The sequence below is a fragment of the Microcystis sp. M144S2 genome (assembly GCF_020246065.1).
Taxonomy (GTDB): domain Bacteria; phylum Cyanobacteriota; class Cyanobacteriia; order Cyanobacteriales; family Microcystaceae; genus Microcystis; species Microcystis ichthyoblabe_A.
This window is the reverse complement of sequence record NZ_JADBTR010000010.1, coordinates 1-22179: the sequence shown is the minus strand read 5'-3', so window position 1 is coordinate 22179 and position 22179 is coordinate 1. Positions and strand designations below refer to the sequence as shown.

19 protein-coding genes and 1 pseudogene are annotated in these 22179 nt (G+C 41.2%); 14 read left to right on the top strand and 6 right to left on the bottom strand.

Annotation, left to right across the window (positions count from 1 at the left end):
- Positions 1-46 precede the first annotated feature (46 nt).
- The 9 genes from IM462_RS01360 (at position 47) to IM462_RS01320 (ending at position 11779) form a co-directional block, all read left to right on the top strand.
- A complete protein-coding gene (locus IM462_RS01360) occupies positions 47-3283 on the top strand; it encodes a type ISP restriction/modification enzyme (protein ID WP_287703327.1) in 3237 nt (1078 codons plus the stop codon).
- 148 nt (positions 3284-3431) lie between these two features.
- Positions 3432-6248 (top strand): preprotein translocase subunit SecA, encoded by a 2817-nt coding sequence (gene secA, locus IM462_RS01355; protein ID WP_287703325.1) that lies wholly within the window; start codon positions 3432-3434, stop codon positions 6246-6248.
- A 528-nt stretch (positions 6249-6776) separates the two neighbouring features.
- Positions 6777-7256, top strand: coding sequence for a 2-C-methyl-D-erythritol 2,4-cyclodiphosphate synthase (ispF, locus tag IM462_RS01350; protein ID WP_045361179.1), 480 nt, complete (start codon positions 6777-6779; stop codon positions 7254-7256).
- Between the two features lie 41 nt (positions 7257-7297).
- A complete protein-coding gene (gene vapB / locus IM462_RS01345) occupies positions 7298-7525 on the top strand; it encodes a type II toxin-antitoxin system VapB family antitoxin (RefSeq protein WP_002800430.1) in 228 nt (75 codons plus the stop codon).
- Positions 7525-7911, top strand: a complete 387-nt coding sequence (locus tag IM462_RS01340) for a type II toxin-antitoxin system VapC family toxin (RefSeq protein ID WP_287703359.1) — start codon at positions 7525-7527, stop codon at positions 7909-7911. The genes vapB and IM462_RS01340 overlap by 1 nt, the downstream gene beginning before the upstream one ends.
- Before the next feature lie 92 nt (positions 7912-8003).
- Complete coding sequence (gene argS / locus IM462_RS01335) at positions 8004-9761, top strand: arginine--tRNA ligase (protein ID WP_287703323.1); 1758 nt, start codon at positions 8004-8006, stop codon at positions 9759-9761.
- Between the two features lie 580 nt (positions 9762-10341).
- Complete coding sequence (locus IM462_RS01330; RefSeq protein WP_287665976.1) at positions 10342-10734, top strand: Mo-dependent nitrogenase C-terminal domain-containing protein; 393 nt, start codon at positions 10342-10344, stop codon at positions 10732-10734.
- 30 nt (positions 10735-10764) lie between these two features.
- Positions 10765-11523, top strand: coding sequence for a hypothetical protein (locus IM462_RS01325; RefSeq protein WP_287703322.1), 759 nt, complete (start codon positions 10765-10767; stop codon positions 11521-11523).
- Between the two features lie 4 nt (positions 11524-11527).
- The gene (locus IM462_RS01320; protein ID WP_287703320.1) at positions 11528-11779 is read left to right on the top strand and encodes a hypothetical protein; all 252 of its coding nucleotides are present in this window, start codon (positions 11528-11530) and stop codon (positions 11777-11779) included.
- Between the two features lie 42 nt (positions 11780-11821).
- Here the strand turns inward: IM462_RS01320 and IM462_RS01315 are convergent, their stop codons facing one another.
- The 5 genes from IM462_RS01315 to IM462_RS01295 all read right to left on the bottom strand — a co-directional run bounded on the left by IM462_RS01315 (position 11822) and on the right by IM462_RS01295 (position 16806).
- Positions 11822-12229 carry a hypothetical protein gene (locus IM462_RS01315; protein WP_004160914.1) on the bottom strand — a complete coding sequence of 136 codons (408 nt, stop codon included), beginning with the start codon at positions 12227-12229 and terminating at the stop codon, positions 11822-11824.
- Positions 12229-14169 (bottom strand): AAA family ATPase, encoded by a 1941-nt coding sequence (locus IM462_RS01310; RefSeq protein WP_287703318.1) that lies wholly within the window; start codon positions 14167-14169, stop codon positions 12229-12231. Before IM462_RS01310 ends, IM462_RS01315 begins: the two co-directional genes overlap by 1 nt.
- A gap of 9 nt (positions 14170-14178) precedes the next feature.
- On the bottom strand, positions 14179-14346 hold the full coding sequence (locus IM462_RS01305; RefSeq protein ID WP_192846025.1) for a hypothetical protein: 168 nt from the start codon (positions 14344-14346) through the stop codon (positions 14179-14181).
- Positions 14347-14426: 80 nt separating this feature from the next.
- Entirely contained in the window at positions 14427-16478 is a 2052-nt protein-coding gene (locus tag IM462_RS01300) for a DEAD/DEAH box helicase family protein (protein ID WP_287703315.1), read from the bottom strand.
- Position 16479: 1 nt separating this feature from the next.
- Positions 16480-16806 carry a hypothetical protein gene (locus tag IM462_RS01295; protein WP_287703314.1) on the bottom strand — a complete coding sequence of 109 codons (327 nt, stop codon included), beginning with the start codon at positions 16804-16806 and terminating at the stop codon, positions 16480-16482.
- Between the two features lie 128 nt (positions 16807-16934).
- Here IM462_RS01295 and IM462_RS01290 point away from each other — a divergent pair, with 128 nt between their 5' ends.
- From IM462_RS01290 to IM462_RS01270, 5 genes are all read left to right on the top strand, one after another.
- Positions 16935-17636, top strand: coding sequence for a 16S rRNA (uracil(1498)-N(3))-methyltransferase (locus tag IM462_RS01290; protein ID WP_287703312.1), 702 nt, complete (start codon positions 16935-16937; stop codon positions 17634-17636).
- A 385-nt stretch (positions 17637-18021) separates the two neighbouring features.
- Positions 18022-18651, top strand: a complete 630-nt coding sequence (locus IM462_RS01285) for a DUF6391 domain-containing protein (RefSeq protein ID WP_287703310.1) — start codon at positions 18022-18024, stop codon at positions 18649-18651.
- Positions 18652-18729: 78 nt separating this feature from the next.
- Entirely contained in the window at positions 18730-18963 is a 234-nt protein-coding gene (locus IM462_RS01280; RefSeq protein WP_004160927.1) for a photosystem I reaction center subunit IV, read from the top strand.
- Positions 18964-19512: 549 nt separating this feature from the next.
- Entirely contained in the window at positions 19513-20901 is a 1389-nt protein-coding gene (locus tag IM462_RS01275; RefSeq protein ID WP_287702070.1) for an aspartate aminotransferase family protein, read from the top strand.
- Between the two features lie 5 nt (positions 20902-20906).
- Positions 20907-22007, top strand: a complete 1101-nt coding sequence (locus IM462_RS01270) for a sulfotransferase family protein (RefSeq protein WP_287702068.1) — start codon at positions 20907-20909, stop codon at positions 22005-22007.
- 47 nt (positions 22008-22054) lie between these two features.
- On the opposite strand, the pseudogene IM462_RS01265 reads toward IM462_RS01270, so the two are convergent.
- A pseudogene (locus IM462_RS01265) lies at positions 22055-22179 on the bottom strand (IS982 family transposase); the annotation flags it as partial.

The following is a 22179-nucleotide window of genomic DNA, read 5'->3' as shown; positions in this document are numbered from 1 at the left end:
AGGTTATATTTTATCTATAGAAGAACGTTTGTATGCAACACTGATAATGAGTAATTCACTGCCAAAATATCTAGAGGAAATCACAGGCATTTATCAACAGGGTAAGGCCACAGAACACAGTTATCGTCCTGCTTTAAAAAAATTAATTGAATCCCTAAATAATAACCTACAAGCTCTCAATGAACCCAAAAGGATTGCTTGTGGCGCTCCGGATTTTGTGATTAATCAGGGTATAGTAGAAGTTGGCCATCTAGAAGCAAAAGATATCGGAACTTCTCTCAAAAAGGTTGAAAATACTCCCCAAATAAAACGTTATTTACAGGCTTTGGGTAATTTAATTATCACCGATCATTTAGAATTTCGTTGGTATGTATCGGGAGAATTGCGTCTATCAGCTGCCGTGGCAAGTCTTAATCAAAAAAAGCAAATTAAACCTGATTCCCAGGGTATTTTGCAAGTAGAACAATTGTTCTGTAAATTTTTCCTCTCAAAAGTTATTCAGATAACAACACCCCGAGAATTAGCCAAAAAAATGGCCGCTTTAGCGCAGTTAATTCGAGACGCAATCGGCCAAGCTTTAAAAGATCAAGATTGCGGGGGAATGTTGCGGCAACAATTGCAATCTTTTCAACGAGTTTTAATTAGTGATCTCAATGAAGCGCAGTTCGCGGATATGTATGCACAAACAATCTGTTATGGGTTATTCGCAGCACGCTGTAATACGGATCAAATAAGTTCTTTTTCCAGGGAAACGGCAGCATTTCGACTACCGAAAACTAACCCTTTTTTGCGGGGAATTTTTCATCAAATTGCTGGTACAGAATTAGATGAGCGGATTACTTGGGCCGTGGATACTCTAGCGACTATTTTACAACAAACGGACATGGAGGGAATTCTTAGCAGCTTTGGAAAACGCACGCGCAAGCAAGATCCTGTGGTTCACTTTTATGAGACTTTTTTAGCAGAATACGATAGTAAAATGCGTGAGTCTAGGGGGGTTTATTATACCCCTGAACCCGTGGTTTCTTACATGGTTCGCAGTGTGGACTATATTCTAAAAAATAAGTTTCAGATTCCTAAAGGTTTGGCCGATGCCAAAAAAATTACGATTAAAAATCCTAATAATAGCCAAGAAACTCAGGAAGTTCACCAAGTTTTAATCCTCGATCCTGCTGTGGGAACTGGCACTTTTTTACACTCTGTTATTGACCATATCTATGACAGTTTTCGTCAACAGAAAGGGATGTGGTCTAGTTATGTCAGTAAACATTTATTACCCCGTCTCTTTGGGTTTGAATTACTGATGGCTCCCTACACCGTAGCACACATGAAGTTAGGTTTACAACTTCAGGAATTAGGCTATGATTTTAGTGCCGATGAACGCTTGGGAATCTATCTCACTAACACCCTACAGGAAGCTTTTCAAATTCCCCCTGCTGATGGGTTTTTAAATCGCATTCGCGATGAAGCAGAGTCAGCGCAAGGTGTTAAGCAAGAACATCCTGTTATGGTGATTATTGGTAATCCTCCCTACTCTGGACATTCCGTAAATACAGGAGAATGGATTAAGGAATTATTGAAGGGAAAAGATATTATTTCTGGAGAAAAAACTGCTAGTTATTTTGAAGTAGATGAGCAACCTTTAGGCGAAAAAAATCCCAAATGGTTAAATGATGATTATGTCAAATTTATTCGCTTTAGTCAATGGCGCATCGAGAAAACTGGTTACGGAATTTTAGCTTTTGTTACTAATCATGGTTATCTGGATAACCCAACTTTTCGGGGAATGCGTCAAAGTTTATTAAAAACTTTTGATGATATTTATATTCTCGATTTACACGGCAATAGTAAGAAAAAAGAAGTTTGTCCCGACGGTTCACCGGATCAAAATGTGTTTGATATTCAGCAAGGTGTAGCTATTGGTATTTTTATTAAATATCACAATGGTTCTTCAAATTTAGCTAAAGTTTATCATGCTGATTTATGGGGTAAAAGAGAGATGATTGAGAATCAAGTTATTGTCGGTGGTAAGTATCATTGGTTAGATGAAAATGATCTTTATTCTACTTCTTGGCAGGAATTACAACCTGATTCTCCTTTTTATCTATTTAAACCTCAGAATATTAATCTGCGCTCGGAATATGATCAATTTTGGAAGATTACTGAAATTATGCCAGTTAATAGTGTTGGTATCGTCACAGCTAGAGATAGTTTAACAATTCAATGGAATAAAAAAGAAATTTGGGATATAATCAATGATTTTGTCAATCTCAGTCCAGAAGAAGCTAGAATTAAGTATAATTTAGGTAAAGATTCTAGGGATTGGAAAGTTAATTTAGCCCAGAAAGATATTAAGCAATCAAATTTATGCAAGGATAAATTAACTCCTATTTTATACAGACCTTTTGACAAAAGATATACATATTATACGGGTAATTCAAGAGGCTTTCACTGTATGCCAAGAAGTAATGTTATGTATAATCTAAAAGATCAACAAAATTATGCACTAATTACCTCTAGGATGACTAAAGGAGAAAGCTTTAATCACGTTCAAATATCAGGAAATATTGTTGAAGTGATTTGTCTCTCTCCCAAAACATCAAATAATGGCTTTGTTTTCCCCCTTTATCTTTACCCAACTAATACCCCAACCTTATTTGACACAGAACCAACCAACTCGCCAAATGGTCGCCGTCCCAATCTAGCACCAGAATTTATTAAGGAACTTTCGGCAAAACTTGAATTAGAATTTATCAATGATGGCAAAGGAGACGAAAAGAAAACCTTTGGACCAGAAGACATTTTTAACTATATCTATGCTGTCTTTCACTCTCCCCAATATCGCCAACGTTACGCCGAATTTTTAAAAATAGACTTTCCTCGTGTTCCTCTAACCAGTAATAAAGAATTATTCTGGGAATTAGTCAAAAAAGGTGACAGATTAGTGCAGTTACACCTAATGAAAGCAACGGGAAAAGAAATTAGTAGCTATCCCGTGGCGGGTTCCAATCTAGTCGAACAGGTGAAATATGACGAAAATAAACAACAAATTTCGATTAATTCTGACCAGTATTTTGCGGGGATTCCGCCCCAAATTTGGAACTTTTATATCGGCGGTTATCAAGTGTGTCAGAAGTGGCTAAAAGACCGCAAAGGTCGCCACCTTAGCTACGATGACCTAGAACATTATCAACAAATTATCTCCATTTTGGGCGAATCGATCGCAATTATGGAAACTATAGATATAATTATCAATAAATATGGTGGTTTCCCCTTTAGTTAAGCCACCGGTGAGAGAAGATTAACTTAATTTTTGCCCACTGGCAAGAGTCCCTTTTCACCGATAAATGATTCTCCACTCCCAACCAGAGTGATACAATTGTTAACACCACAGACCAAGAGCCAATCGAAGCGAGAGAATAAAAACTGCTATGTTAAAAGCCCTACTCGGAGACCCTAACGCCCGCAAAATTAAAAAATTTCAGCCCCTCGTCACCGAAATCAACCTGCTGGAAGAAGACATTAAAAACCTGTCCGATGAGGAATTAAGGAGCAAAACCAGCGAATTTAAGGAAAGATTGGACAAAGCCAGAAATTATGACGAAAGAGAGGAGATTCTCGAGGAAATCCTCCCCGAAGCTTTCGCCATTGTCCGGGAAGCGGGAATCCGAGTCTTAGGGATGCGTCACTTTGACGTGCAGTTATTGGGGGGAATGGTACTGCACAAAGGACAAATCGCCGAGATGAAAACCGGGGAAGGAAAAACCCTAGTTGCCACTCTCCCCGCTTATTTGAATGGATTGACCGGAAAAGGGGTTCACGTCGTCACCGTCAACGATTATCTCGCCCGTCGTGACGCGGAATGGATGGGGCAGGTACACCGCTTTTTAGGGTTAAGTGTGGGACTAATTCAAGCCGGCATGAGTCCAGAAGAAAGAAAGAAAAATTATGCCTGTGACATCACCTACACCACTAACAGCGAACTCGGCTTCGATTATCTGCGCGATAACATGGCTACAGTGATGGGGGAAGTTGTCCAAAGACCCTTTAACTACTGCGTTATCGACGAAGTGGACTCCATTCTTATCGATGAGGCCAGAACTCCATTAATTATATCAGGACCGATCGATCGACCCACAGAAAAATATATTCTCGCCGCCGAAATCGCCAAGCAATTAGTGCGCCAAAAAGTAGAAGACGGACCGGGAGACTACGAAGTTAACGAAAAAGACCGTAACGTTTTAATGACCGATGAAGGCTTTAAAAGAGCGGAAGAACTATTAGGAGTTACCGATTTATACGACCAAGAAAATCCCTGGGCGCACTATATTTCTAACGCTATTCGTGCCAAAGAACTCCAGAAAAAAGACGTTAACTATATCGTCCGCAGTGGTGAAATTGTTATCGTTGATGAGTTCACGGGACGGGTATTACCGGGGCGACGTTGGGGTGATGGTTTACATCAGGCAGTGGAAGCTAAGGAAGGGGTAGAAATTCAACAGGAAACCCAAACCTTAGCCACGATTACCTATCAAAACTTTTTCCTACTCTATCCGAAATTATCTGGCATGACCGGGACGGCCAAAACCGAAGAAACGGAACTAGAAAAAGTCTATAACCTGCAAGTAACAATTATTCCCACTAACCGCGTTTCTCGTCGGCAAGATTTAGCCGATGTGGTCTATAAAAATGAACAGGCAAAATGGAACGCCGTCGCTGAAGAATGTCAACAAATGCACGAACAGGGTCGCCCGGTTTTAGTCGGTACCACCAGTGTGGAAAAATCGGAAGTGCTTTCGCTTTTATTACAGGGAAGGAATATTCCCCATAACTTACTTAATGCTCGTCCGGAAAACGTGGAAAGGGAATCGGAAATCGTCGCCCAAGCAGGCCGGGCCGGGGCCGTAACCATTGCCACGAACATGGCGGGACGGGGAACCGATATCATCCTCGGTGGTAACTCCGACTATATGGCCCGATTGAAAATTCGCGAGTATTTAATGCCGAAATTAGTTATGCCCGAAGATGACAATTTGGCCTTTAGTTTACCCAGTTTAGGAGAACGCAATCGCCCGCAAGGATTCGCCCCAGGTAAGAAGAAAAAAAACTGGCGCGCCTCGGCGGAAATTTTTCCCACCGAGTTACCGAAAGAGGTAGAAAATGCCCTGAAAGAAGCGGTTAAATTTGCCGTTGATACCCACGGAACTCAAAGTTTACCCGAATTAGAAGTGGAAGAAAAAATCGCCATCGCGGCCGAAAAAGCCCCCACGGATGACCCGGTTATTCAAAAGTTACGCGAAGTCTATAAATTAATTCGCAAAAGTTATGAAGATTACACAGGCAAAGAACACGATGAGGTAGTAGAAAGGGGCGGACTGCACGTTATCGGGACGGAACGCCACGAATCCCGCCGTATTGACAACCAATTGCGAGGCCGGGCGGGCAGACAGGGCGACCCCGGTTCTACACGCTTCTTTTTAAGCCTAGAAGACAATTTATTGCGGATTTTTGGGGGCGACCGCGTGGCGGGTTTAATGGATGCCTTCCGGGTGGAAGAAGATATGCCCATTGAATCGGGAATGTTAACTCGTTCTCTGGAAGGCGCGCAAAGAAAAGTGGAAACCTTCTATTATGATGCCCGGAAACAGGTGTTTGAATACGACGAGGTGATGAATAATCAACGGCGCGCTATTTATGCCGAACGTCGTCGGGTTTTGGAGGGGATGGACCTAAAAGAACAGGTGCTGCAATACGCCGAAAAAACCATGGATGAAATCGTCATGGCTTATGTTAATCCCGAACTGCCGGCGGAAGAATGGGATTTGGAAAAACTGATTAGTAAATCTCAGGAATTCGTCTATCTGTTGGCAGATATTACCGCTAAAGATGTCGAGGAGATGAGTGTCAATGATATCAAGATGTTCCTACACGAAGAAGTTCGCAAAGCCTACGAAATTAAAGAACGTCAAGTGGATAATATTCGCGCCGGTTTAATGCGCGATGCCGAACGTTATTTTATCCTGCAACAAATCGATATGTTATGGCGCGAACACCTGCAAGCTATGGAAGCTTTACGCGAGTCGATTGGTTTACGCGGTTACGGTCAAAAAGACCCTCTAATTGAGTATAAACAGGAAGGCTACGAGATGTTTTTAGAAATGATGATTGATATCCGTCGTAACGTGGTTTATTCCCTGTTCCAATTCCAACCGCAAGGACAACCCCAAGCAGTGGCTAGTGAACAGTAAAAACTAAAAGTTGGCTTAAATTGGGGAGAATTGGCTAAGGCTGATTCTCTCATTTTTTTCTACCGAGAAATCAGTCACCCACAATCCACACTAGGACTAAAATTATCAGTCCGATTACTCCATAGGACAGCAACGACCCCAAAAAATTGATGATTTGTATGGGAAAATGAATCAAAACTTGGTAAGTAAAATCCGTAACTGCCAGCAAGGCAGTGAAAAATATAGTTACAAGTGTTATCATAAGTAAGTAGGATAAAATTAACTTTTTGGTTAGGATAAGCAAAAGGCAAGAGGCTTCGGCCGTGAGCTCAGCCGAACGGCAAAAGGCAAGAGGTGGTTAGATATGTGTAATTAATTGTGTTTAGTTAGTTCTTACCTAATATCTTCTCATTCTGATAGAATAAATGGCTATCCTTTGCGGTAATCGGCAGTGGATAGTTAGAAGTTAGGAGATTATCCCCAAGAAAATTCTACCGCAATTTGGGTGCATCTCACATTTGCAGAAACACCGACAATGAGGACTGCTCTATGAATATTCGTATTGGTAACGGCTACGATATCCACCGATTGGTAACAGGAAGACCTTTAATTTTAGGAGGAGTAGAGATTGCCCATACTGTGGGTTTATTGGGTCACAGTGATGCCGATGTCTTAACCCACGCTATTATGGATGCCATGCTGGGTGCGCTTAGTTTAGGCGATATCGGTCATTATTTTCCCCCCACAGACCCGCAATGGCAAGGGGCGAATAGTTTAAAATTATTAGAACAAGTTAATCAATTAATTATCGATAAAGGTTGGCAGATTAATAATATTGATTCGGTAATCGTTGCCGAAAAACCGAAAATGAAACCCCACCTTAATGCGATGCGAGCCAAATTAGCAGAAACTCTCAAGATTAATCCAGAACAGGTGGGAATTAAAGCCACTACTAACGAACAATTGGGACCAGTGGGACGAGAAGAAGGTATCGCAGTTTATGCCGTGGTTTTATTGGTTAAGGAATAAGTAATTAGTAAAAATTTGCTGAGATTAAGTATCCAGAACTTATGAATATAGACACAAAAATCTTAGAAACTGTCGAAACAATGCCAGAGTTCTTAAAAATAGAGCTGCTTCACTATGCTGAATATTTGATGGCCAATTATCAATCAGATGCTATTATAGAGAAACCTTCTCTTAGAAAACGTCGTTCAGGAATTTTACAAGGTACATTTACCTTACCTTTGTCTGATGATTTTGATGAGTCTTTGGAAGATTTTCAGGAATATATGTGATGACATCTTTTCTTCTGGACACCCATACTTTCATCTGGTTAACTGAAAACGATTCTAACTTGCCTAATAATCTTCGGGAGGAAATTGATTTTGCTCCTGAAGTTTATGTCAGTATTGTTAGTCTCTGGGAAATCGCGATTAAGTTAAATTTAGGTAAGTTAGCCCTACAAAAAAGTTATGAAACCATTGAAACTAAACTAGAAGCATCAGATATAAACTTACTGTCTATATCATTTTCTAATACTCTAAAAATTTGTACTTTACCCTTGCATCACCGTGATCCATTTGATAGAATGCTAATTGCTCAGTCTCTAAACAGATCGCTAATTCTAATTAGTAAAGATACTAAATTTGATGCTTATAATGTACCAAGAAAATGGACATAATACCCCGTCCGGCTCAATTCTATTCAAGATGAGAGCAAGATAAATTTCCTAATTCCCCATAGACTTCTAACATTCATTGCTAAATTCTCTCTATGACTGCCATTATCCAACAAATAAAAGAGCGTTTTTCCCAATCCCTAGTTAAATCCTTTGGGGAAAACTTCGCTGATACCGATCCCCTAATTGTGGTCGCTAGTAACCCCCGTTTTGGCGATTATCAATGTAATATTTCCCTCTCTTTAGCCAAAGAATTAAAACAAAAACCCCGGGAAGTGGCGGCAACTTTACTAAAAAATCTAGAGATAGATGATCTCTGTCAACCCCCCGAAATTGCTGGACCCGGTTTTATCAATCTTACCCTTAAACCTAGTTATCTAGAAACCCAATTAAAAGACCTAATTACTGACAACCGTTTAGGAGTTGCCGCTGCTAACCCCAGTCAAAAAATTATTGTCGATTTTTCCAGTCCCAATATTGCCAAAGAAATGCACGTCGGCCACTTGCGATCAACTATAATTGGTGATTGTATTGCTCGGATTTTAGAATTTCGTCATCATCAAGTAATTCGTCTTAATCACGTCGGGGATTGGGGTACTCAATTCGGGATGTTAATCACCTATCTACAAGAAGCTTATCCTAGTGCTTTAACCCAAGCAGATGCTCTGGATTTAGGGGATTTAGTTAGCTTTTATAAAAAGGCTAAAATTCGTTTTGATGAAGACGAAAACTTTAAAGAAACTGCCCGTCAAGCCGTAGTAAAATTACAGTCAGGTGATCCTCAAAGTCGTCAAGCATGGCAGTTACTTTGTCAACAATCACGGCGGGAATTTCAGAAAATCTATGATATTCTCGATATAAAACTGACTGAAAGGGGGGAATCTTTTTATAATCCCTACCTTGAGACAGTAATCAGAGAATTAGATCAACAGGGATTGCTAACAGAAGACAACGGCGCTTTATGTGTCTTTCTCGATGGTTTTACCAACAAAGAGGGAGATCGTTTGCCCCTAATTGTCAAGAAATCCGACGGCGGTTATAATTACGCTACCACCGATTTAGCGGCAATTTGTTATCGAGTGCGTCAAGATAAAGCCGAAAGAATAATTTATGTTACCGATGCTGGACAAGCTAACCATTTTGCCCAAGTATTTCAGGTGGCTAAAAAAGCGGGATTTTTACCCGATAATGTGGCAGTGGTTCACGTCGCTTTTGGATTAGTTTTAGGGGAAGATGGTAAAAAATTAAAAACTCGTTCCGGGGAGACGGTAAAACTACAAGAATTACTCGATCAAGCGATCGCCTGTTCCCTAGCTGACTTAGAAAAAAGACTGGCAAGCGAGGAAAGAGAAGAAACTGGCGATTTTATCACTAAGACTGCCGAAACTGTCGGGTTAAGTGCTGTTAAATACGCCGATCTCAGCCAAAATCGTAATAGTAACTACGTTTTCAGTTACGACAAAATGCTCAATCTCCAAGGCAACACCGCCCCCTATATGCTGTACGCTTACGCTAGAGTCCAGAGTATCAGTCGCGAAGGTGGTATTAATTTTCAGGATTTAAGTGCCAATTCACCGCTAATTCTCAAGGATGAAAGCGAATTAATTCTGGCTAAACAATTACTGCAACTGCCGGAAGTAATTAGTGCCGTGGAAGAGGATTTATTACCCAATCGTTTATGTGATTATCTTTACGAACTAAGTAAAAAGTATAATCGTTTCTACGAGAATTGTCCCGTTCTGAAAGCGGCAGAACCGATTAAAACCTCTCGTTTAGTTCTGTGTGATTTAACGGCAAGAACCCTAAAATTAGGCTTATCTCTGCTGGGAATACCCGTTTTGGAAAGAATGTAAATCAGTTATCAGTGATCAGCTATCAGTTATCAGTTGACAGTTATCAGTTGACAGTTATCAGTTGACAGCAAAAAACCACCCAATTCATAATTGATAATTGATAATTCATAATTCCCACACCCCACCCCTTGGATTGCGTATCTTTGACAAAAGCGGGTGCTATTTTATACCCAGAAAAAGTGTACTATGCTGACGTGAAAAAACCTGAGTTTTTGCTAACCTAGAAATAGCTCTAATCAGAGCCAATATTTTTGGGCGAAGCTTAGAGATTAATCTAGTTAAACTCACTCGTGACGTTATCTTATTGTCGTCTGTTGCCTATTAGCTTTCAGGTGATAACTCGGAGGTAGAGAATTAGTACAAATGCTCAAACTTCCTCTCCCTACTCCCTGCTCGCTCATAGACAGTCTTAACGAGTAATTTAGATAGTTAACAGCTTACTCCCGCATCTAGGCCGCTGACGCAATAAGCCACATCTGTTATCCCAGAGATGTTATCGTTAAAGCGGCCAACTATCCGAACACCCTAGGTGATTTTCGGGAAAGATTGTTCGCCCTCTCGTAATCTTAGATAGAACCTTATGAGTCAATCAATAGAAGGTAAGGCTATGGCCGATGCTGATGTATCAGATTATACCACAAATAAAATAATTTTGTCTAATTGGATCGCCCCTTGGTCGAAAGGCAATCGGAAAAACCCGTCACCGCAACCAAAATGGGATTTATGGCAACCCCTGCGGCAACGAATTGATCGCCTAGAGATTAATACACCTGCACTAGCCCACAGGATTTGTCGTCTAATTCCGGCTCAATGTCCCTTTGCGCGGAAAATTACCCTATTTAGCTGGACAATTCTAGAGATTCCACCCCTTTGCAAGCTAAATCCCCTCTACGAAAACCTGATGATGTTAAGATTTCGCGCTCTTTCTTACCTTGCCGATGAATGTGGAGAGGATATCGGTGCTTACTGCTAAAATGGGAGAGTGTCTTTAATCGCCACACCTATGGCCATCATCGCTCTGAAAGCTTGGTATCTGGACAAATACGAACCTATCCGCGAGGTTGTCAAACGTCCCCACGACTTGCGCTTAAGTCGCAATAGTCTCTTAAAATCGGGTTTAAGGGCCGATTTTCTCGATGATAGTCTGACGATACAGGGTTCTGTCTGGTTCCAACGCTATCTAGAAGGGGAAAGGGTGGAATTTTACCTCGAAGGTAGTGGCGGTTACGTCATCTCGAATATTGACCTGATTTCCCAAGAAATTTACTTTACTAAACAGGACCTCAGCACTTGGCTGGATCCCGTCATTTATTTTAGCTCCCAAAGCAAATTTAAGGACTCTAGCACCGCTTTAAAAACAGTTTTGACCGAAACCGTCGAAAATCTTAATAAACGCTCCCGTTTGCCCTTAACTATCGAAGAAACGCCTCGAACTGAGGGCAATGTCACCCGGTTGAGTGATAGTCAATTACGCAAAATTCGCAAAAGTTTATTATTTATTGCTGATGCTACGGCGATTAGCCAAAAAGAAACGGAATTACTGCCCAGTCCCCTAGTGGGTGTAGAATTAGGTTATGCGATCGCTTGTAAACAGGGCGGACAAATTCTGCTAACCTATCAAAATCGGGCGGAATTAAAGGGTAAACTAGCTTTTGACCTGCCAAGCTACCAAAAATTAATTTTCTCCGATCTGAGCGAATTGCGTCTGACTTTCCCGCCTTTAATGGCAACTTTATTACAAAAATTCAATCTGATTAGTTAAAAAAATGAGTAGAAAAGCTGACGAGTACGCTGTACATTTGTTCTTGAGCAGTGGACATCGCGAGGAAGTCCGTTTTTTGACTATCCAAGAATTTCAAAAGTGGTACAGTAAGGAATTAGTTCCGAAAGCCGATTCTCGGGATTTTATCAATGTTCCGATCAGAAATATCCAAGGGGAATATATGGTTTTACGTCCGGCTAGTATCGTTGCTATTCGGGTGGAACCCGTCTTTTTTGGCAGTGTGGAAAGAATGTAATTTGTCGTTATCGCTAAAAAAGATAGTTAGATGGAGAGAATTTTAGAGATTATTGATAATTCTCTCAATATCAGCTTGAATTTGATTGCTGACTTTGCCTTGCCAGCGTTCTTTTAATTCCCTTAATCCCACTTCTGCGTATTGACAGATCTTATCTAAAACTTCTTTGCCATCGCTGGGTTGAGGATAGGAATTCTTTTTACAGATAATATAAATTCCGGCAGTTAAAGCTAAAATAACTTCTGGATCGATTTGGCTAATAGCAATTAAATCCTGTCGATTACTCAGAGTGGTTCCGTAGATACTGAAGTCTTGTTTAATGGCAAAAGCAGCGGCGAATAAATAAGCATCTACCATGCGCTCAAAAGTTTTATTATCTTTTAGTACCTGTAGATAATTTCTGGAAGTTTCCGAGGCATAAATCTTCAAACTGGGATCGATTCTCTGCATTAGTAATTCTCCATCACTTCAATCACGGAAGCATCTTCATCGGCAGCCAAACGGTGTATTTTTAAAATATCGGTAGTGTGAGGAAGCAAGAGATTTAAAAGTGGATCAGGTAGATCGCGATCCGTGGCTAAAATAATCACTTGGGAGTTTAAATTAGGGAGAGAGTTAATAATATTTTTTTGATGTTCTTCGTCTAAATGTCCAAAAGGTGTATCCATAATTATGGGAACACAGGTATCAGTTATTTGATTTAAACCAGTGATAAAAGCAAAAGCTAAAGCTTCCTTTTCTCCCGCACTTAAGACATCGGGATTTAGTAATTTTCCCGTGATGGTACGGATTCCTAAAGTGTATTCGGGAGTGATTTCTACTCCTCTATATTCTTCTGGTTTATTGGTTACTTGTAAATAGCGATCACTGGTTACTTGATTAATCATTTTTTGGGAATTATCGATATGCCATTCGATTAATTCGTTAGTGGCATTTTTTAAACCTCTGGCCATTTTAACCTGATTAGATAACATCAATGTGGTTTTATTTTCACTAGCTAAAATTTCCACTTCTTTGCGTAAATTTTCTAATTGCTTTTCTTTGATTTCAATTTCCTTTTGCAAGCGTTCGATCCTTTCTTCACTCTCCTTGACTTTTCGTTCCCATTCGCCAACTGTTCGCCAAATCTCATTAGCTGATTCTTGATTTATTCCCGTGGTTTCCTGTTTTAGCTGTTTAATATGTTGATTAATTTCTTCGATTTCTTCTTCTAAAAGATCTCTTTGTAAAAGCAATTGACTATAATTGCTAAATTTGGCATTATCTCGGATAATTCCCTGTAAATAAATTCTAAGTTGGTCTTTTTCTATTCTGGTGGCGTTGTCCACTTCTAAGGACTCTAGTTCGGCAATTTGTTGCAGGATAAAGTCACGAGAATTTTTATCTAAACAACGACCACATAGACAGCTTTTATCCTCAAGTATTGCTTTTAAAACTGCTGTAGAATTAGTTTTAAAAGTGCTTTTTAAGCTAGTAACTTGTAAATCGTCAGCCATTTCCTGCACAAAGTTAATCAGCAAAGGTATCGCAGCTTTTTTTAACCAAGAATCGATAGACTTTTGTAGGTTATTTAACTGAGTTTGTAAACCGATACGCTTTTTCTCTAAGTTATGAATTTCCTCTTGTTTTTCTCGTAAACCTTCAATCTGTGCGGCTTTTTCTTGAGCATCATGATGGATAATTTTAGCATTTTTTTCCTCATCTTTAGCATTTTTAAGCTGACCTTTTTTAAGTTCAATGTCTCCTTCTAATTCTCGCAATTGTTTTCTCTTATCTTTTAAAGCTTGACTGGTTCCCTCTGCTTTATTGAAACGGTTTTCTAATTCTTGTAAGGCTTTTTCTGTATCATCGCGCAGATTTCTTAATTCCGGGATACCCAAAACTTTTTCAATTGCTTCTTTTGCTTCTTTAGTTTGGGTTATCTGGGTATATTGTTCAATTTTTAAGCCATCAAAACAGAAAAAATCTCGAATAGATTTAGGAAGCAATGCTTCGATATATTCCCTAGAGTTACTTCTCATGGTTCCATCTTCATAAAATAATGCTTCCTCTACGCTGGGATAAGAAGTGCTACCATTAACTTTTAATTTCGCTGTGCGACTGATAAAGTAATTTTTCTCGTTTCTAGTAAAATTTAATTCTACCCGCATTTCTTTTGCCGGTGAAGAATCATCCTTACCTCGATAAAAATAGGTTTTCAGAGTCTCTTTAGATACAATATCTCCCCCATATAGACACCATAAAATCGCCGTCATCAGAGAAGTTTTACCGTGGCCATTATTACCAAAAATAATCTGAATTTTTCTGTCGGGATGCAGGTTAAAAGTAATATTTTGACTAGGGTAACATTTCCAATTAGTTAAGCGAATTTGTTTCAGTCTCAAAGTCATAGAGTTTATTTATTGTGAGGAGTCGGTATATTTTTCGATAAGTTCGACAATTTTAGGTGATAGCCGCCGATTTTTGAGAGTAATTTTTTCTACTTCTAAAGCCATGGCTTCCCCCAGCAGTTGGGGAGGTATCTCATATTTTTGTGCCAGTTCTTCAATTTTAGCAGTTATATCCATGGATTTTCTGGGGGTTGGGGAGTGGGTATTGTCAAGTCTTAATGCTTATTTGCCAAGAGATACCTTGATGAGGATAAATTTTATAACAGATCTGAGTAGGTAAGGCCATAGTAACTTAATTCTTGGACTAATCTGTTGATAACTGTAGCTTGATTGCTGGCTGCCCGGGCAAAATCAATAACTCTTTTGATCTCCGATGCAATTAATTTTACCTCACCATCGCCCCAAGGAGGAACCACCAAGACATCGATTAAAGTCGCTTTCTTCTTTGCCACGGCTGCCCGGAGAATTCTGCCGCGACGTTGAATAAATTGACGAGGAGAAGCATCAGCAGCGAGGATAATTCCCTGACTGACTTGTGGGATATCAACTCCCTCATCGAGACATTTTACCGCCACTAATGCGTCAAGATTTCCCGAAGATAACTGTGATAATAACATAACTCGATCGCTGTCTAAGGAACTATAGCGAGCGACTCTTTTTCCCTGACGCGCCAATCGGGTACTAATAGCAGTTGCTTGGGCAATATCGGCACAATAAATTAATGTTTGTTCTAAGGTGTGTTCAGCCAGAATACGATCAATTATAGTTAATTTTGCCCCCGCTGCTTTAATTAATTGCGCCCGTTGAATTAATAAACAATTCACTGCTTTACTGTCTTCTTGAGTAAATAAGCGAGCAATTTTTGCAGTTAACTGACAATATTTTTCCTGTTCTTCTTCTGCGAGATAGGTGACATAAACGTGATAATCGTACTCGCACAAAATACCCTGCTGAATAGCTAACTCTAACCCGTATTCATAGACAATTCCCCCAAAATAATCTAAAACTTTTTCCGTACCGAGTTCATCGTAGGCACGCAAAGGAGTTGCTGATAAACCCAAACGATAACTAAAATCATCCCGTAAAAGACGCTGATAAACTCCCGCACCAGTAGCGTGAACTTCATCGGCAATTAATAAAGATTCTTTTGGCAAACCTCCCGCATCAGTAATTAAATCACTAACGGTATTTTTAGCCAACTCTCCATAGGTTCCCACCACAATTACAGGATATCTCTGAGAGGGCAATTCTTGATGATTAATTAACCGTAATTTGCGAAATAAAACCTCACGCCAAGCACGAGAATTACCCATCGCTACCACAGGAAAAGCATAGGTAGTTCGACAGTTTAATTCTTTCACCCACTGCTGGACTAATTCTTTAGTAGGTACACCGATAACAATTAATTCTAACCTTGATAAACCACTAGCGGCAGCCAGGGCTGTAATCGTTTTTCCCGCTCCTGTTGCCATGGCAAGTATCCCCTGATATTTGGCTTGTTTCCATGCACTTATTGCCTCAATTTGACGGGGCTGGGGTGTTATTTTTAGGGGAGAGGATAACTGATATTTGCTGGTATCGGCGGCAACTTTAAAAGTTTTTTTGCTACTGCTATCGGGTTCGGTAGTGGGTGGAAAATCAGGACGAAATTTTAAGAGAGATTGGGCTGCTGCTGCGGGAAAATCCCAAATATCTAGATGGGGAGTTTGATTGTGCCAGAGTTTTTCAAAATTATCAATTTTTCTCTGAACTCTTAGCTGTTCCTGAGATTGCCAAGAGCGAAAAACATCGATACACTCGAAATTATCCTGTAAACTGCTGTGACTTTCATTCGCAGAACCAGTAAAAGCGATCGCATTTTCAAAAGCATCAATAAATAGTCCTAACTTTTCATGATATAAGCCAAAATTAACTAAGTTTTTGGGAATGGCTAATTTAATTTCTAAGACTCCTTGACTTAATAGCCACGCTAAACAGGCAAAACGATTTTTAGTAATTTCGTCTAAGTCAATTTCTAGAACTGATAACAAAGATTTAGTAATCACTTCTTCCCTTTGCTTTAATCCCTGAGTAATCGCCTCTATATCCTCTCTCGAGAGATAGGGAGAAGCAATTAAACGCATTTTTCCACCTCCGCGAATTAAAGCGGTTAATCCTTTAGCTAGAGAGACAAGGGAAGAACTAGAAAAAAAGCCGACTGCTCGACAATAGAGGGTAGATTGTGCTAAACAAGGTAGATAAAAATCGGCAATGAGATTATGGCGATCACTACGGTATTCTTCTAATAAGTCTAATTGTTGTAGTGGCAATTTAAATTCCTCCTCGATCTCGTTTTAAATCATAAATAACTTTTTCATAACACCAGCTTTTACTGCGTTGGGGATTTCTCAATCTAATACTTAAAAGCAATCGACTCGCTAAAGCTTTATCTCCATTCACGAGGGTTAAAAGTTCTCTTTCTAAGTAGAAAAGTTTAGGCTGACTGATTGGCAAATTTTGACGATTATTTTTAGAAGTAGCTCTTTTCGGTTTAGTGGGGGATAAAGATACGGTATCGACTAACCACCAGATAGCTACAGCTAACCCCAACAACAGCACCCCCATAAAAGAGTATAAAACGATGCCTAGTAAATTCATTAATCAATTCCCGTGTTTGTTAATGATCAAGGTTTTAGGCTAATCTACCCCATACAAAAACACCACAAAAGCTAAAATAGATAACTGACAGTGATTCTGAACACAATAGTAATATAGACTAAACCGCCTTGTATTATCGTCTTCTTCTTGATTTTAACACCCTAGAAAACGGGTTAATTGTCTTAACACCCGAACAAAGTCATTATCTTAAAAAAGTTGTTCGTTTAAAATCCCATGACCGTTTTATTGCCCTAAATGGACAAGGACAAGCGTGGTTAGCGGAAATAATTGATAATTCGGCCCATCTTTTAGAAGCGATAAACGAAACTACCGAACTACCAGTACAAGTGAATTTAATGGTAGCAATTCCCAAAAATGGCTTTGATGATATCGTTCGCGCTGCCACCGAATTAGGAGTTTATCGGATTATCCCGCTGCTGACAGAACGGGGTTTAGTTAATCCTAGTCCTCAAAAAATCGACCGTTGGCGAAAAATTGCCCGGGAAGCTGTAGAACAATCAGAAAGACAGATTATTCCTATTATCGAAGAACCACAATCATTTTTAGCCATCCTTAGCCGGGGAGCTAACCCACAGACAACTTGTTATATTGGTGTTACCCGTAGAACAGTGGCCCCGCTACTTTCTCAATTGCAAACATCAACCGAGATAACCATGGCTATCGGACCGGAAGGGGGATGGACGGAGACAGAAATAGAACAAGCACTCGCCGCTAATTTTCTACCTGTATCATTGGGAAAACGCATTTTGAGAACAATTACCGCTCCCTTAGTGGCTCTTGCTATCATTAACGCCTATTTAGACAGCTAATTGACTAGAGTTTCTATGACCAAGACCAGCAATCCAGATAACTGGAATCATTTCGCTTCTTAACTAGGGTTTGCGGCAAAAAGTTTTTCGTGGGGGCAGGGTGTGGGGTGTAGGGTGTAGGGTGTAGGGTTTTACCGGTTTTCAGGTGGTCAATTACCCAATTTTCAGGGAAAAAGTCCCGGAATTTTCCCCCTGCTCACTCCCATGCCCGGCACTTTTGGATTTCAAAAAAGTCTAGAAGTCTTATCCAACAAGGTTTTTAGATTTATTCAGCAAACCTTACCTAAAGCAAAAACTAGCAGCAGTTCCCCAGTGGTCAGATTTTCCCTTTTTTGTCGAATAGCACCCTCATCCTCCTCGAAAAAACTCCCCCTAGCGCAACTTTATGACCTCTAGTAGCCCTTCTAACCCCTCTTTTGACTGGTTTAACCCCTCGCCCCAGCAAGACAGCGATTTACTGGCACAAATCGGCTTTATCCCCGGTTTCAAAGAATTTCTCACCCTGCGACAGGTTCACGCCTTGGAACACGCCACCGTCTGGGTATTAAGCGAAATGGTTGCCCGTCGTCAATCGCCTTTTGACCACTCCCCTGCGGATAACGAGGCCCTGGGGGGACTGTCCACCGATAGGGGTTTTTATCTCTACGGACAGATTAATACAAATGAACTGCAAATTGCGGCCAAACAGGCTCTTCATCGTCTCAAAAATGGCGAGGGGCAATTGGCACTACATCCGCGTTGTGGCACCAATTTATCGGTAACTTTAGCCTTAACCGCTGGCTTAGTCTTAGGAACTCATCTTCTCTTACCCAGAGGTCCGATTTCTCAGTTATTAGGCTTAGGTTTAGCCACCGCCACCGCTTTTCAAATCGGGCCAGATGTGGGAATGTCGGCCCAAAAATACCTGACTACGGCCATTCCTTTTAACTTAACAATCGTTAACATTGCACCAAAGGCAGACCTATGGGGACGTTCGGGGCATTTTGTCCAAACAGAGTGGCAAGATTTGCAATAAAACTTAAAGTAAAAACCCTTTCGGCAAACTCGCTCTGATTGTAACCTGTTAACTAAACCCTAAAAAAAAACAACAGCTATGCCTGGAATCGAACGCGGAGCCGAAGTTAGAATCAAACGTAAAGAGTCTTACTGGTACAACGATGTAGGAACCGTAGCCAGTGTTGACAAAAGTGGTATCCTCTATCCCGTTATCGTCCGTTTTAACACTGTTAACTACCACGGTTTTAGTGGTAGCGCCAGTGGACTGAATACCAATAACTTCGCTGAAAGTGAATTGGAACTCGTTAAGGCTGCCCCCGCTAAGAAATAAAGCTGAGTAAAATTCGGCCTATCATCACCGACTGACTGACGGGAATTCTCTCTTGTTGGTCGGTTTTTTTATAGCTAAGTAGCTGGTTATAATTAAATTAAAAATGGATTTTAGGTTCGATCCCCCCTGCCCCCCTTGATAAGGGGGGTGCCGATAGGCGGGGGGATCCCCCCTTAATCCCCCCTTAATAAGGGGGGCATCTGACAACTTTTAACGCCTACCTACTTATCAGTAATCAGTAATCAGTTATCAGTAATCAGTTATCAGTTATCAGTGAACAGTAAACAGTTTACTGATATTACATTTTGGGCGCATCGCTTGCGCGCCAACCATATAAAAACTGACTAACAAATTATCTAAAAGTCGCTTGAACCTTTAGCCAACAAGAGTTAATTAGTTTCATTATCCTAGATAAGTTTTTAAATACTTGACAAAATATATCAAATAATTTATAATATTAGATAGCCAAAAATCATGATAATGTGCTATCAACATAATCGGGTTTTAGGTGTTTAAAAATTAGTTTTTCAGTAATCAAATCTGGAATTTATGAGCATTTTAGAACTGATAGAAAAAAGACTAGAAGAAAACTTTGCCCTCCACGAACAATACCTAAACCCCCAGATGGTTAGGGTACTAAAAACGATCGGCTACGATCGCCACTACGTTAAAGCCGAAGGTCCGTACCTCTTCGACAATCAGGGGGACAAGTATCTGGACTTACTGAGTGGTTTTGGTGTTTTCGCTCTCGGACGCAATCACCCCAAGATCGTGCAAGCTTTACAGGAAGTGCTAACGGCAGCATTACCCAATTTAGTCCAATTGGATGCTTCTATCCTAGCGGGATTGCTGGCCGAACGGTTAGCAGCGATCGCCCCGACCGGATTAGAACGAGTTTTCTTTGCTAATTCCGGCACAGAAACCGTCGAGGCTGCCATTAAATTCAGCCGCTACGCCACCGGACGCAGCCAAATTGTTTACTGTCAGGGAGGCTACCACGGGTTAACCATGGGTTCCCTTTCCGCCACCGGCGATCCCCATTATCGTGAGGGATTTGGGCCTTTTGTCGCCGATTTTAAGGAAATTCCCTTCGGCGATCTGGCCGCGCTCGAAAAAGCTCTAATTAACCAAGAAGTAGCGGCTTTTATTACCGAACCGATCCAAGGTCACGGGGTGAGAATTCCCGAACCGAACTATCTCCCGGCGGCGGCTGCCCTTTGTCGTCGTTATGGCACTCTTTTTGTAGCCGATGAAGTGCAGACCGGTTTAGGCCGGACTGGCAAAATTTGGGCTGTAGAACATTGGGGGGTAGAACCGGACATTTTATGTGTTGCCAAGGCTCTTTCGGGTGGTTTTGTGCCAGTGGGAGCGGTTCTCTGTCGTCGCTGGATCTTCGATCGAGTATTCGATCGCATGGATCGTTCTGTGGTTCACGGTAGCACTTTTGGTAAAAATAATCTGGCCATGGCCGCCGGTATTGCCACTTTACAGGTGATTGAAGAGGAAAAATTAGTCGAGCGATCGGCCGTAATCGGTCAACAAATTATCGCAGAACTACAGCCCCTCGTAGATCAGTACGAATGTTTGCAGGAAGTGCGGGGATTGGGTATGATGATCGCCTTGGAATTTGCCGAGCCGAGCAGTTGGTCCCTAAAAGCCGCCTGGAAAATGCTAGAAACCGCCAATAAAGGGCTATTTTCCCAGTTAATCGTTGTTCCCCTCTTTACCCGCCATCAAATCCTCTCCCAGGTTTCCGGCCACGGCATGAATATCATCAAGTTTATCCCCCCCCTCACCCTCTCCGATGAGGATTGCCGTTGGCTTGTCACCGCCGTTAAAGATGTGGTCGCTGATGCTCACCGCTTCCCTGGGGCCGCTTGGGAATTCGGCAAAACCTTGGCCAGCCAAGCTATCCGCCAAAAAACCGCTAAAAAATAGTTAATATGTCCAGTTTGTTTCATCCCCTCTGCGGTAGTAACCTTAGCACTCTCCTTCGTTTATTTTTGACCAATGGCGGCATTAATCGCCCCAATTTGGCCCCGGCAACCCTGGCGCTGGCAGTTACCCTAGCGCGACTGCCTTTTTCTACCCTAGAACGAATTTTAATGACAGGGTTTTATGAGCGTAGGGTGCAGGTAAAAGCACCCATTTTTATTGTCGGCTATTGGCGCAGCGGCACGACCCATCTGCACAATTTACTCGGTCAATCGGAGCATTTTGGCTATATTTCGCCCCTAGCGGTGGGATTACCCTGGGATATCCTCGGTATCGTCCGCTTATTACAACCGCTGCTAGAATTAGCCCTACCGAGCGATCGCCATGTGGATAACGTCGCTGTTACTCCCAATTCACCCCAAGAAGACTCGATCGCCCTGGCCAGCATGATCCCCCTTTCCTACTACCATGGTTTATACTTTCCCCAACGTTTTCAGTACCATTTCGATCGAGGGGTTTTTTTTCAGGGCTGCAGCGAGAAAGAAATCGCCAATTGGCAACGTTGGCATACTCATCTATTAAAAAAAGTTTCCATCCATCAAAAAGGCAAACGATTACTCATCAAAAACCCCGTTTATACGGCACACATTGCCAAATTGCGAGCTATCTGGCCCGATGCTAAATTTATTCATATCTACCGCAATCCCTATCTAGTTTTTCCCTCAACCCGCCACTTTTTTACCCGCATCCTACCGGAACTAGCACTACAATCCTACGATAATTTATCCCAGGATGAAATCGAGCAGGTAATTCTGAAAAGTTACCCCCCAATGCTTAATTCTCTCCTGCGAGATAGTGCCGATTTACCCGCCGATAGTTTTGTAGAAATCCGTTTTGAAGATTTAGAAAAAGACCCCCTAGCACAAATCGAGAAAATTTACGATCAACTGCAACTTCCCGACTTAAAAATATCCAGGCCTCGCTTTGAGAAATATATCGCCAGTCTGCAAGGATATAAAAAAAATAATTATCCCCCAGATGCAAAAGCGATCGAGTTAGTCGAATCTCATTGGCTCCCATTTATTCAACGTTGGAATTATTATCAGTGACCAGTTATCAGTTATCAGTTATCAGTCATAAGTAACCTGAGTTCGGGTTAAGCAGATTGAGGTAAAACCCAGTCCATTTGGAGGGAGGGCTTCTTGGGTTGGTGACAGTAAGCAATTAAGCCACACAAGACGTTGACACAAAAATTGACCGGGCTTCGGTGACGAGAATGTT